This is a genomic window from Paenibacillus tundrae, assembly GCF_036884255.1.
Taxonomy (GTDB): Bacteria; Bacillota; Bacilli; order Paenibacillales; family Paenibacillaceae; genus Paenibacillus.
Map to the genome: position 1 here is coordinate 515,793 of NZ_CP145605.1, position 12,882 is coordinate 528,674.

A 12,882-nucleotide genomic window follows, 5' to 3' on the forward strand; every position below is an offset into this window, starting at 1 on the left:
ACAAAATAGATGCGCTACAGATCATCGGGCTTACCAACACATTTGGGGAGGCTAGTCGTATGGTCAATCGATCGTCATGGAAGCGCACATTGCGAACGGCAGGCATTACATTATTGAGTTCAGCATTGCTTGTTACATCTCTAGGTCTAACCGCTCCGTCGGTGACTCATGCAGCAGGAGCACGTCAGATGGAATTTCTAGACCGCGGCGTTGTGGCGGTGAAGACGGGGAATGGGGTATTTGTAAGCTGGCGGTTACTCGGTACGGAAGGTTCGAATGTTTCTTTTAATGTATATCGAGATGGTACGAAGGTGAACGCCTCACCGATTACGAACAGCACCAACCTTCAGGATGCAAGTGGAACGAACAACTCCAAGTATACGGTTCGAGCAGTCGTGGGTGGGACAGAACAGGCGGCTTCCAAGGTAGCAAGTGTGTGGGGAAATAATTATCTGAACGTGCCTCTTAGTGTTCCCGCTGGTGGGACAACCCCCGATGGAGTTGCATATACCTACAGTGCCAACGATGCCAGTGCAGGTGATCTGGATGGGGACGGCGAGTATGAGCTCATTGTGAAGTGGGATCCTTCCAATTCCAAGGATAACTCGCAGAGTGGTTACACAGGGGAAGTATTTATCGATGCCTACAAATTGAATGGAACCCGACTATGGCGGATCAGTCTCGGCAAAAACATCCGCGCAGGCGCACATTACACACAGTTCATGGTCTATGACCTGGATGGAGACGGCAAGGCTGAGGTTGCGATGAAAACCGCGGACGGCACGAGAGATGGCGTGGGTACAGTCATTGGGGATGCCAGTAAGGATTATCGGAATAGCAGCGGATATGTGTTGTCAGGGCCAGAGTTCCTAACGGTCTTCAATGGACAGACAGGTAAAGCTCTCTCCACGGTCAATTATGAGCCTGCGCGAGGTAGTGTATCGAGTTGGGGGGATAATTACGGTAACCGCGTGGATCGTTTTCTAGCTACGATTGCTTATTTGGATGGAGAGCGACCGAGTCTAGTGATGGCACGGGGCTACTACACCCGGACAGTACTTGTGGCTTACAATTGGCGGAATGGTCAACTGACGAAGCAATGGACATTTGATTCGAACACTCCAGGCAATTCAGGTTACGCTGGACAAGGGAATCATAATTTAAGTGTGGCAGATGTGGATAACGACGGAAAAGATGAAATTATCTATGGTGCAATGGCAGTCGATCATGATGGCAAAGGGTTATACACCACAGGGCTGCATCATGGCGATGCCATGCATCTGAGTGATCTAGATCCAGATCGCCCGGGGATGGAGGTATTCCAGGTTCATGAGACACCGTCCAATGCAGGCATTGAATTCCGTGATGCTAGAACAGGCCAGTTGATCTGGGGCATACCAACAACGAAGGACATCGGACGCGGCATGGCTGCGGATATCGATCCAAGGTATAGAGGGGCTGAGGTATGGGCGAATGGTGCGCTGTATACAGCAAAAGGCCAAAGAATCGGGACAACCGTACCTTCGTCCACGAATTTTGGCATCTGGTGGGATGGTGATCTGCTCCGCGAACTGTTAGACAGTAACCGTATCGACAAATGGGATTATGCGAATGGACGAACGGTGAATCTGCTAACCGCCTCTGGAGCTTCCTCCAACAACGGAACGAAGTCAACGCCGAATCTTCAGGCTGATCTGCTGGGCGACTGGAGAGAGGAAGTAGTATGGCGAACCAACGATAGCTCAGCCCTCCGTATTTATACGACAACAGCACTCACGGACAAACGCATTCACACGCTGATGCATGATCCGGTGTATCGTCTGGGCGTAGCTTGGCAAAATGTAGCCTATAATCAACCGCCACATACCAGCTTCTATCTGGGAGAAGGTATGAATCCACCTCCGGTGCCCAATATCCGCATTGCTGGACAATAGGGACAAGCATCTCGGCGCATTGCATTCTGTCTGAGATTCTCATGATTCAGTTGTATCAGTAACGTCTGTAACGTAACGAATATGGCACGGAGATCGTGCGAAGGAATAGGGTGTGAGAACCCTATTCCTTTTGGCGTTTTTCCAGTTGTAAAATGAATTGGGCAAAAATCGGAAAAAACGTTTGACAGGTAAAAGGGCTGCCCTTATGATACATATAACTTACTAAACAGGTAGGAATAATTAAAAAGACTGTGTAACATGATGAACTTCTTCATGATTCAGTCCAGCAGCAGAGAATGTCATCTGAACAGAATAAGGTTCTCACCGTATCGACGGAGGAACACCGTAGCACATCGACCGAGACAAAGCATACACGGCAGCAAGCCGGCATGACTTTAGGAGGGAGAGGTGTGTACAGGTGTCCCTCCGTTATTTGTTTTCGACGGCGTTCCAAGCTGTTCAGCCTGTTCATGTAGTCACGCAGATCCACAGGGGGAGTGTTATTGATGAAAAAGAGAGTTCAAAAAGGTATTCTATTTGGTCTGGCACTGGTGTTGACAGGCGTGCTGGCAGGTTGCGGAGCAAATGGCGGCGATTCTAGTGCAACTGGAACATCTGGAGGGCAGGACAGTGGTGGCGATAGCCCGAAGGCCATTGAATTGCTGAATGTATCGTATGATCCGACTCGTGAGCTCTACGAGCAATATAACAAGGCGTTTGCGGCGTATTGGCAGAAGGAAAAGGGTCAGGACGTGACCATTAAACAGTCTCATGGTGGTTCGGGTAAACAGAGCCGCTCCGTCATTGATGGCTTGGACGCAGACGTGGTTACACTGGCACTGGGTTATGACATTGATGCGATTGAAGACAAAGGCCTCATTAACGAAGGCTGGCAAGATAAATATGAGCATAACAGCTCCCCATATACATCAACGATTGTATTCCTGGTACGGAAAGGCAATCCGAAAGGCATCAAAGACTGGGATGATCTAATTAAGGGTGATACACAGGTCATTACACCGAATCCAAAAACGTCCGGCGGAGCCCGCTGGAACTATCTCGCAGCTTGGGGGTATGCGCTCAAGAAGAATAACAATGACGAGGAAGCGGCAAAAGCCTTTGTAGGCGAGCTGTTCAAGCACGCACCTGTACTGGATTCCGGTGCACGCGGAGCCACTACAACATTTGTAGAACGTGGACTTGGCGATGTTCTGCTGGCTTGGGAGAATGAAGCGTTCTTGTCCGTGAAGGAGCTGGGTCCGGACAAATTCGATATTGTTGTTCCTTCCGTAAGTATCCTGGCTGAGCCTCCGGTAGCTGTGGTGGACAAAAACGTCGACAAAAAGGGAAGCCGTGAAGTTGCTGATGCTTACCTGAAATATCTGTACAGTGAGGAAGGACAGACGATCGCGGCTGAAAACTATTACCGTCCAACACTGGATACCGTGGCTGAGAAGTTCAAGGATCAGTTCCCTGACCTAGAACTGTTCACGCTGAACGATGTATTCGGCACATGGCGGGACACACAAGCGAAACATTTCAATGATGGCGGGGTATTTGACCAAATTTACGTTCCGGGCAGTTAAGTCTGGGCAATCTGTACTCGATCCTATGGCAAGGAGCCAACCAGCCTGACCGGCTGAAGGCAAGAGAGGATGACGTTCATGAGCAAGGTAATAGCAACCCGGAGGCGCACGCTTCCGGGCTTCGGGTTAACGATGGGATACAGCGTATTTTACCTCAGCCTTGTAGTATTGATCCCACTGACAGCCCTAGTGTTTAACTCCACAGGTTTGACCTGGTCTATGCTGGTGGAGACAGCCACCAATCCCCGCGTGCTCGCTTCATTTAAGGTCAGCTTTCTGACCGCAGGTGTGGCGGCTCTAATCAATCTGGGATTAGGGCTGCTCTTGGCATGGGTATTGGTGCGGTATGAATTCCCCGGTAAACGGCTCTTTGATGCCGTGATTGATCTACCCTTTGCGTTGCCAACAGCGGTGGCAGGGGTTGCTCTTACGGCTCTGTATGCCGGAAACGGCTGGATTGGGCAGCTTACGGAGCCGCTGGGCATCAAATTAGCCTATTCGCAGGCGGGCATTACACTAGCTCTGATGTTTATCGGTATTCCATTTGTCGTTCGAACGGTGCAACCGGTATTAGAAGAGCTGGAGGCTGAGGTTGAAGAAGCGGCTGCAACGTTAGGAGCAGGAAGGTGGCGGATATTCCGTACTATTCTCCTTCCAGATCTTATTCCCCCGTTGCTGACAGGCTTCGCGTTGGCGTTTGCCCGAGGTATTGGAGAATTTGGCTCGGTGGTGTTTATTTCAGGCAATATGCCGATGAAAACGGAAATCGCGCCGCTGCTCATTATGGCGAAGCTTGAACAGTTTGATTACGCAGGAGCTACGGCTGTCGCTTTGCTGCTGTTGCTGGTTTCATTTATCCTGTTGCTGGTCATTAACTCCTTGCAACGATGGAGCCGGAAGGCAGGCAGGGCGTAACCGATTCGAATCAGTACATTCTAATGAATGATATATCCACCGTGTACAAGATCCGCGGAATATCTAGGCATTCATTGGGGTGTTATTCGATGGTAGCTTTTCACTTCAACGGAAGGAGGTGCAGCGTATGGCGGGTTCTGTTCCGCTGAGTCCTGCTTCGCGCATACCAAGTAGCCCTGGGCCAAACCGTGCAACTACGGAGGCTCCATGGGTCAAATGGCTGTTAATTGGACTGGCAGGTCTAGTATTGTTATGGTTGCTTATTTTGCCACTGGTCATCGTCTTAATGGAAGCGTTGAAACAAGGGTGGGGAGTCTATATCGCCGCTCTGACTGAGCCTGATGCGATGTCGGCTCTGAAGCTGACGCTGCTCGTTGCAGCAATTACGGTACCACTCAATACGATATTTGGTGTGGCAGCAGCTTGGGTTATTACGAAGTTCCAGTTCCGGGGCAAAGGAATCATGATCACGTTAATCGACCTTCCTTTCTCCATTTCTCCCGTTGTCGGCGGGTTGATCTTTGTGTTGGTGTTTGGCTCTAATGGTTGGTTCGGCCCATGGCTAGCTGAGCATGATATCAAAATTATTTTTGCGCTGCCAGGCATTGTGCTGGCGACGCTATTCATCACGTTCCCCTTCGTGGCAAGGGAACTAATCCCGCTCATGGAGGATCAGGGAACCCGTGAAGAGGAAGCGGCAGTGACGCTTGGAGCCTCAGGATGGCGGATCTTCTGGAACGTAACGTTACCCAATATTAAGTGGGGACTGCTCTACGGTATTATTCTGTGTAATGCTCGCGCGATGGGCGAGTTCGGGGCGGTATCCGTTGTATCTGGGCATATACGTGGTGAGACCAACACACTGCCGCTTCATGTCGAAATTTTGTATAACGAATATCAATTCTCGGCGTCATTCGCCGTCGCTTCATTGCTGTTAATACTTGCTCTGGCGACATTGTTGGTTAAGAGCTGGCTGGGGCATAAGAATGTGAGTGAACGATGAGCGAAGGCTAAGTATGATAAAAAAGAATCCTTATCCTGTTAACGGAAAATACCGATTGACAGCTACTGGAAGCCCTGATATTGTATAATCCAAGTATATAGGTTGGATAAGAATGTTTTATAAGTCGGATGGATATAAGTGCGTGCTCAAGTAATATTGCGGGCACAGCCCGAGAAGAGGAGGCGGCTCTATGGCTAAGCCGTTGAAAGTGGATGAGGTATGGATGGACAGAATCGCTGGACAGCTCAATGACATGGAGTTTGGGTCGCTACACATCGTGGTACACGAGGGTCAGATTGTACAGATGGAGCGAACAGAACGCAAGCGTTTTGAAAATACACCGACAAGCAGCGCCTCCAAATCCGGCAGTGCTGCACGGAACAACACACCTCGTTCATTGCGCGGCTCGAATGCCAGCGGTGCAAAAGGGTAGAGTGTGTAGTGAGATGGAGTGTTAAGGAGGCACGGGTGATGCATGAGAAGATGCATCACTAGATTGTTTAAGATGTCTCCAGCAGAGCTGTTTCGCGCGAAGAACAGCAGTACGATAGGTAAAACAAAGAGAAGCCGCAGGATGCGAGCTTCTCTTTGTTTTGTTTACTATGGTGGACAATATGGATTAACCGTCCTTATAAGTCGGTCTATTGTTATGCAGTGGTGCTTTATAGATAGCTGTGAATGTACTCCAGCCAGCCCGCGCTACTCGTCCACTTTGGCACCGGATTTGCGTGTTGTGCTCACTTCGGTCTCCGTAGAAACTTCCTTAGCTGGCTCTAGCTCTGTATGCCCAGCGTAAGGACGTTCACTACGAGAACTTGTACCGGTCAGACGGAAACCGGATACGAACAATATGAGCTGCAAGCCCAGCGTGTAAGGAGCGGCTACAGGTCCAATGAGGTGCAGGAGAGAGCAGAGTGCAATGAGCGCATATAACACCTTGGTCATCGTGCCTGAAGCACCTGGTGTCCTGCGGCGAGGACTAGCCAAGAGCAGATAACCATAGAGCACCGTAATACATAGGGAGATGAAGCGAATCCAGAATAATGCGTTGACCCAGCCATGCCAGAACGGTTGATTCAGTCCTTGCTGAACAATGATGAAATCAGCGATCAGATACAGCAATGCCGCTACAGCAAGAGGCTCGACCGCAGGGCGAATCACATTCCAGACGGCTTCCCACCAATGCACTGAGTGTGCCTGGCTGCGGAGTTCTTCCGATAGGCTGGAGCTTTCTCGCTCTAGAGCTCTATGCATTAAGGTTAGCCGCGCAGGATCTGGGTCTTGAATGCAGCTACGAATCTGATCCTGAAGCTGTGGTGATAGGCTAACTGCTGTTCTACACGCCAGCATGGCGTTAAGTAATTCGTGCTGCTCAGCTTCCGTGCGTGTAGATTGTGTGTTTTCAATAAAAGTGAGTTGCCCGAGTAGTGGTGTCGTTATGTATAATGTATCTCGTATTGCTTGTGTTCTCCGGTCTCGGCTTCGTCTAATTTCGGTGGCAGACCATATGTATATGCCTAGGAAGATGGCAATGATTCCGAGCAATAAGGCTACGAAGCCTGGATATGAGAACAGAAATAGCATCCAACGTTGCAGCACAGTTGTTCCTCCTTTGTACGAAAGTTGGGCGTAGCGTAAACCCCGGTAATATAAGCTTCTCTCACTATTACACAGGAAGTAGTTGAGTTCAAGCAGAAAGATGGGAAATGGAAGAAGAGCAGCAACGTTTATATGATACGGCTCTGGAAGAGATTGAACGGAACAAGGGAGAAGAATATTCTTACGACGATGCACGCGAACTTGTAGATCAGGGGAAGACCATGGCTAGTGGATCGTGGAAGATGCAGGTGGATGATCAAGGGGTCGGTTGTGGCTCGGTCAGTTACTGATAGACCTATCCTATCAATGGATAATACCTACTTATATTCCACCTGTGTTATTGTTAAAATCATGGCATAAGGTAACAAGAGTACAACTGTAATTTAGTATATTGGGGAGGGGTTAATTTCATGGATCACGTTATCGTTGAACACGCACCACCAGCTGTAGCCGAGTATTTATCTTTGCGAGAGATTGCAGGGATGAGTCCGAGAAGCCGTGAGGGCGCTGAGCGAGGATTGCCGAACAGTCTATTTGCAGTGTGTTTGCGACAAGATGATGTGCTTATTGGTATGGGACGAGTGGTGGGAGACGATGGTTGTTTCTATCAAGTGGTCGATATCGTTGTACATCCAGATGAGCAGGGAAAAGGGTACGGCAAGCTGATTATGAACGAGATCATGAAGTATCTAAAAGAGAACGTACCTGCCCGTGCACTGGTGAGCCTACTTGCGGATGTTCCAGCCGATCGATTGTATGCTCAATTTGGCTTCGAATATACTAGCCCACAATCAGAAGGTATGTGGTGGAGACAAGAAGGATAGCTTGTTCAACACCATACATAATGAATGAGGTTACAAGATCACTATGGAAAACTATCTACAGTAATCCAGATACAGAATAGAGAACCGCTGTTTACTTGCAGGATTTCATTAAAATTGAGCTGGTGCATGGTGTGATTCAGCATGGGCTGGTTTGATTTTTTGAAATGAACGATCGCTAAATTAATGGATAGGCTATAGGAGGCCGCATATGCGGCTTTTTTTGTCATTACCGAAAGTATACTTCATTAAGTTATTGCAGTTTGTGCGAATTACCTTAGTTAGCATCCTTGGAATGTTCCAGGTTACGGGTGCTTGATGGGGCAAAAACAGAGGACTGGATGAATTCATCGCTATTCACCGTTTACAAGCGAGGCTGTTCGGTTTAAGATGGCGTGAGCCGTTTAAGGTTATAATAGTAGATTAGGTATCACAATAACGGTACATTCGCATAATGAAATATATAGAAAAGAGGGATTAGATATGAAAGTAGCTATTTTTGGAGCAACCGGAGCAATTGGAAAGACAATCTTGTGGGAGTTAATGGATCGTGGGCATGAAGTGACTGCGATTGTTCGTGACCCGTCGAAAGTTGAGATGAAGCATGAGCGTCTGCGTGTTGAACAAGGAGATTTGCTTAACCCGGATCAGGTGGCTGATTTTACAGCGGGTCAGGAAGCGGTAGTGAGTGCTTATGGTCCGAAATTTGGCTCCGAGGAAGAGTTGCTTGAAGTTACACGTTCCCTTATTGAGGGTGTTCGACGTGGTAAAGCGGCTCGTCTCGTGGTTGTTGGTGGAGCGGGAAGCTTGCTAACGGATTCAAATGTAATGCTGATGGACACACCAGGGTTCCCTGAAGAAGTCAAACCGCTGGCGAAGGCTCATGCAGATGCATATGGGATCCTTGCGGAATCGGATATTAACTGGACCTATATGAGCCCAGCAGCGACGATTACGACAGGACAACGGACAGGTCAATTCCGAATCGGGATGAATCGTGTTGTAACGGATGATCTTGGCGAGAGCACGATATCAATTGGTGACTTTGCGGCGGCTCTGGTGGACGAGCTGGATGATCCACAATTTATTCAATCCCGCTTTACGGTAGCGTACTAATTGTTGTAAGAGAGCACATCTAATGTAACAAAGAATACAGAAGCACGAATTCCTTGTAATATGCTTGGGGAGGGATGAGTTGTTGTATATCGTTACGGCAGAACAGATGAGAAGCATCGACGAGCATACGATTCATACACTAGGCATTCCTGCGGCGAGCCTGATGGAGAATGCGGGAAGAGCTGTTGCGGAAGAAGTCATTCGGCTGTGCCGAGAAGAGCAGACACATGTTAGAGCAGGACGTATGGATCAGTCCAAAAGAGGACAGACCCGGGCGCACACAGGGCCCGGGGATTGGCCTGGACGAGGTGGCGACATCACCGCCGATTCGGCGCTGGCGATGGAGCAACCGGGTGATCAGCAGTGGTACATGCTGATCGGCAAGGGCAATAATGGCGGCGACGGGCTGGTGGCGGCGCGCCATTTGTTTGGAGCGGGGCTCGGCGTGACTTTGGTCTACGCCGATGCACCAGAGGCACTGCGGGGCGAAGCCGCAGTGCAACGGGATGCCGCCGCGCAGCTCGGCATCCCTGCCCTTGTCCACGGGCGCGAAGCCGTGGACTTCAGCCGGTGCACAGGCATCGTAGATGCGTTGCTGGGCACTGGCTCGCGGGGGGCGCCGCGCGGAGCTTACGCGGCGCTGATTGAGGCGGCGAACGACAGCGGTAAGCCTGTCGTGTCTGCCGATGTGCCAAGTGGGCTGAATGCCGACACCGGGGAGGTATTCGAGCCCTGCATTCAAGCCCGGGTGACCGTATGTCTCGCGCTGCTTAAGCGCGGGCTGGTGCAGTACCCGGGCGCTTCTGCCGCGGGGCGCATTGTAGTGCGCGCCATCGGCATTCCCACGCGGCTTGCGCCAGAGCATAGCTCCTCGGTCCGTCTGCTGACGGACGAGGTGCTGCGCCGTGCGCTGCGCGTGGACACTAGCCGTCTCCGGGCACCGGACGGCCATAAGGGCACCTACGGCCATGTACTATTGGCCGCAGGAAGTCTGCCGATGAGCGGCGCTGGCCTGCTCTCGGCGAAGGCCGCGCTGCGCGCAGGCTGCGGGCTCGCCACATGGGCGCTGCCCGCGGCATTACTGCCGCATGTCATCGGCACCGTGCCTGAGCTCATGCTCGCCGCCGCTGCCGATGGCAACAGCGGCGAATGGAACGCGGCTTCCGCAGACGCTGTGCTGCACCTGGCGGAGAGCCGCGACGTGCTCGCGACCGGCCCTGGGCTCGGTCGCTTCAAGGGCGACACAGACTGGCTGCGCCGTCTGTGGCAACAGACGGATCGCCCGCTCGTTATTGACGCGGACGCCCTCAACATGCTGGCAGACGCTGGCCCACAGGGGCCTCGCGACTGGGGCAAGCGAAGTGCGGCGACAATCCTGACGCCGCACCCTGGCGAGATGGGTCGATTGCAGGGCATATCGACCCCGGAGGTGCAGCGTGATCGAATTGAACACGCTGCACGGTACGCCCGCGAGCAGGGCGTGACCCTTGTGCTCAAGGGAGCACGAACGGTCATCGCAACGCCATCCGGCGAGGCGTACATTAACACCACCGGACACGCCGGCATGGCGACTGGCGGTGCCGGTGACGTGTTGACCGGCATCATCGCCGGTCTGCTCGCCCAAGGGCTTGGCGCGGAGCAGGCTGCCGCGTTCGGCGTATATCTGCATGGTGAAGCCGCCGAACGAGCTGCCTTGCTCCGCGGTGATCCAGCGTCTCTTCTCGCAGGAGATATTATCGACGCACTGTGATGTGTATTTCCCAGCACATGTTGCCTTGCTTCATGGACAAGGGAGGTCAGGCACAAACACACGCTGGGTGCGATAATATCTTCTATCGTACGGGCATCACACCAGCAACCGACCGGATTACACGACCAATCACCATCAACAAACCGTAAACAAACGCAAATAAAACTTAAAAACCTCCCGTCTCTCTCATCAAGAGAAACGGGAGGTTTTCCATTATTCCATCATGTATACGCAAATCCTTCTAACGAACACAGCTTATCCAGCTAAACTAAACCAAGCCAAATCACGATCAGAAGAACCTAACTTAAACAAGCTTGCCATCACTTTACATTCAACCTGCTCGTTCACCCTAATCTTCAAGCTCAATGTTTAACCCCACACACGGAACCAATCCGAAAGGTACGATTTAAACTACCAAGCTATCTACCCAGCTGTACCAAATACACTTACTTTACGAACGTCTAATGTAGCGCCTACCTATAAACGAAACCGCTGTAATTCCTCATGCATCTCTGCACTGATCTCTCGGAGTGATTTCACCTTGAGACTTGCTTCAGCGAAGGAGCGCTGTTGCTCCGTCGTAGAGGCCGTAATCTCTTCACTGCTCGCAGCCGATTGTTCGGTGATGGCACTGATATTCTCAATGGCATGCTGCACTTGGGAACTAAGTTCATTCGAATGCTGCATCTCCTCGGCAAGCTGGTGGATACCTGTACTGATACGCTCTGCACTTTGGCGAATCGCAGCGAAGGATTCCCGCGTCTGTCCAGTGGCCTCTTCCTGCTGAGCAAAGAGCTGCATGCTTTGTGCTACAGAGCCCTTAACCTTCTCCATAGATGTCGTAATCTCATCCACAGCCGCATAGATCTGTTTCACTGACTGTGCGGACTGCTCGGCGAGCTTGTTCACTTCATTGGCGACAACGGCAAACCCACGTCCAGCTTCACCTGCCCGAGCTGCCTCAATGGAAGCATTTAACGATAGGAGCGTCGTCTGCTTCGCGATTTCCGAGACGTATCCAGTCATGGTGGTGATGCGCTCGGCGCTTTCCTCCAGTTCCAGTACCGTCTGTTCCACCTCAGACATCGCCAGACGATTCACCTCAGCGAGACGAAGTTGTTCGGCGATCGCCTTATTGCCTTCCTCAACAGTATTCAATACCTCACGGCCATCTATAGCTGATTGGGAAGTAGCCTCCAGGTTGCTATTGAAAGTGTGCTGCATCTTGTCTACGACCATCACGGTTTCGCTCAAGTCCTCCGCAATTTTCTGGCTGCCAATCGACAGCTCTTCGGTGGTACGAGAGACTTGTTGCACAATGGCCTGAGACGTATCATTGCCACGATCGATATCCTGCGCCATTTGATCAACACGGTTCCCGGCTGTACCGATCGATTGAATGATTCCGCGAATATTGCTGGTCATTAGGCGGAAGGAGCGACTGAGGTCATCAAGCTCGTCTTTGCCTTTGGCTTCGGGTAATTGTCCGGTCAGGTCGCCGTCGGCAATTTGTCCTGCGGCGACTTTTAACGTACCGATACGCTTGGCGATCTGGCGGGAAGTGTACATATTGAACAGCATGACCGCAACGAGCAATACGATGGCACCGCCGAGAGCGACCTGCCACGTTTGCTGAATGTTACGTTCCAGTTCAACAGTATATTGATCGTACCGTTCTCGGGTAATCTCATCCAACATATAGATATCATTCTGTATACCTCGAACTCGTGTACTGTAGCGTTTGGCTTCCGCACTATTCATACTGCTCATCGCTTCAGTGGCACCTTGACTAAGTGTTGCTAATTTTGTTTGGATCGTCTGAATGAGTTCAAGCTGCCGATCCGTTTCTAGCAATCCATCCGTAAGCTCCTGAATCATCGTTTGACCATCTTCGAGTAAACGGATGACCGCATCCTGATTACCTGCCGTCATGGAGAACGAATAGACATCCAGCGCTTGCTGGATCTGAATCTGATTGGCATTTAGTTCACTAACCTTGAGCATGGCAGGTACTAGATTTTGATTTTTGGCATTCATGCCAAGCAATTCCATAATGATATAAGCTACCAGCGCAAGGCATAGAAGTAGCGAGATTAGAGCGTTAAGTAACAGTTTCCCCTGTAATTTCATATGTGCGTACCTCCTCGAATCCGCTTGA

11 protein-coding genes are annotated in these 12,882 nt (G+C 50.9%); 9 read left to right on the top strand and 2 right to left on the bottom strand.

The window, feature by feature from the left end:
* Window positions 1-188 precede the first annotated feature (188 nt).
* The 5 genes from V6W81_RS02415 (at window position 189) to V6W81_RS02435 (ending at window position 5,871) form a co-directional block, all read left to right on the top strand.
* Window positions 189-1,934, top strand: a complete 1,746-nt coding sequence (locus tag V6W81_RS02415) for a rhamnogalacturonan lyase (RefSeq protein ID WP_338543918.1) — start codon at window positions 189-191, stop codon at window positions 1,932-1,934.
* Between the two features lie 506 nt (window positions 1,935-2,440).
* The gene (locus V6W81_RS02420; protein WP_145050242.1) at window positions 2,441-3,520 is read left to right on the top strand and encodes a sulfate ABC transporter substrate-binding protein; all 1,080 of its coding nucleotides are present in this window, start codon (window positions 2,441-2,443) and stop codon (window positions 3,518-3,520) included.
* A 78-nt stretch (window positions 3,521-3,598) separates the two neighbouring features.
* Complete coding sequence (gene cysT, locus V6W81_RS02425; protein ID WP_145050244.1) at window positions 3,599-4,435, top strand: sulfate ABC transporter permease subunit CysT; 837 nt, start codon at window positions 3,599-3,601, stop codon at window positions 4,433-4,435.
* Between the two features lie 127 nt (window positions 4,436-4,562).
* On the top strand, window positions 4,563-5,438 hold the full coding sequence (gene cysW, locus V6W81_RS02430; protein ID WP_145050246.1) for a sulfate ABC transporter permease subunit CysW: 876 nt from the start codon (window positions 4,563-4,565) through the stop codon (window positions 5,436-5,438).
* A gap of 190 nt (window positions 5,439-5,628) precedes the next feature.
* Window positions 5,629-5,871, top strand: coding sequence for a YezD family protein (locus tag V6W81_RS02435; RefSeq protein WP_145050248.1), 243 nt, complete (start codon window positions 5,629-5,631; stop codon window positions 5,869-5,871).
* Between the two features lie 266 nt (window positions 5,872-6,137).
* Here the strand turns inward: V6W81_RS02435 and V6W81_RS02440 are convergent, their stop codons facing one another.
* Complete coding sequence (locus V6W81_RS02440) at window positions 6,138-7,037, bottom strand: hypothetical protein (protein WP_338541432.1); 900 nt, start codon at window positions 7,035-7,037, stop codon at window positions 6,138-6,140.
* Between the two features lie 107 nt (window positions 7,038-7,144).
* Between V6W81_RS02440 and V6W81_RS02445 the strand changes: the two genes are divergently transcribed.
* From V6W81_RS02445 to V6W81_RS02460, 4 genes are all read left to right on the top strand, one after another.
* Window positions 7,145-7,327, top strand: a complete 183-nt coding sequence (locus V6W81_RS02445) for a hypothetical protein (protein ID WP_338541433.1) — start codon at window positions 7,145-7,147, stop codon at window positions 7,325-7,327.
* A 120-nt stretch (window positions 7,328-7,447) separates the two neighbouring features.
* A complete protein-coding gene (locus V6W81_RS02450; protein WP_056704025.1) occupies window positions 7,448-7,861 on the top strand; it encodes a GNAT family N-acetyltransferase in 414 nt (137 codons plus the stop codon).
* Window positions 7,862-8,341: 480 nt separating this feature from the next.
* On the top strand, window positions 8,342-8,974 hold the full coding sequence (locus tag V6W81_RS02455; protein ID WP_145050256.1) for an NAD(P)-dependent oxidoreductase: 633 nt from the start codon (window positions 8,342-8,344) through the stop codon (window positions 8,972-8,974).
* 82 nt (window positions 8,975-9,056) lie between these two features.
* Window positions 9,057-10,724, top strand: a complete 1,668-nt coding sequence (locus V6W81_RS02460) for an NAD(P)H-hydrate dehydratase (protein WP_338541434.1) — start codon at window positions 9,057-9,059, stop codon at window positions 10,722-10,724.
* A 477-nt stretch (window positions 10,725-11,201) separates the two neighbouring features.
* On the opposite strand, the gene V6W81_RS02465 is transcribed toward V6W81_RS02460, so the two are convergent.
* Entirely contained in the window at window positions 11,202-12,854 is a 1,653-nt protein-coding gene (locus V6W81_RS02465) for a methyl-accepting chemotaxis protein (protein ID WP_338541435.1), read from the bottom strand.
* Window positions 12,855-12,882: the final 28 nt, after the last annotated feature.

What these genes read in the sequence shown, in the direction of transcription:
- V6W81_RS02415 (WP_338543918.1), top strand. Translation starts at nt 189, where the DNA reads ATGGAATTTCTAGACCGCGGCGTTGTGGCGGTGAAGACGGGGAATGGG.
- V6W81_RS02420 (WP_145050242.1), top strand. Translation starts at nt 2,441, where the DNA reads ATGAAAAAGAGAGTTCAAAAAGGTATTCTATTTGGTCTGGCACTGGTG.
- cysT (WP_145050244.1), top strand. Translation starts at nt 3,599, where the DNA reads ATGAGCAAGGTAATAGCAACCCGGAGGCGCACGCTTCCGGGCTTCGGG.
- cysW (WP_145050246.1), top strand. Translation starts at nt 4,563, where the DNA reads ATGGCGGGTTCTGTTCCGCTGAGTCCTGCTTCGCGCATACCAAGTAGC.
- V6W81_RS02435 (WP_145050248.1), top strand. Translation starts at nt 5,629, where the DNA reads ATGGCTAAGCCGTTGAAAGTGGATGAGGTATGGATGGACAGAATCGCT.
- V6W81_RS02445 (WP_338541433.1), top strand. Translation starts at nt 7,145, where the DNA reads ATGGAAGAAGAGCAGCAACGTTTATATGATACGGCTCTGGAAGAGATT.
- V6W81_RS02450 (WP_056704025.1), top strand. Translation starts at nt 7,448, where the DNA reads ATGGATCACGTTATCGTTGAACACGCACCACCAGCTGTAGCCGAGTAT.
- V6W81_RS02455 (WP_145050256.1), top strand. Translation starts at nt 8,342, where the DNA reads ATGAAAGTAGCTATTTTTGGAGCAACCGGAGCAATTGGAAAGACAATC.
- V6W81_RS02465 (WP_338541435.1), bottom strand. Translation starts at nt 12,854, where the DNA reads ATGAAATTACAGGGGAAACTGTTACTTAACGCTCTAATCTCGCTACTT.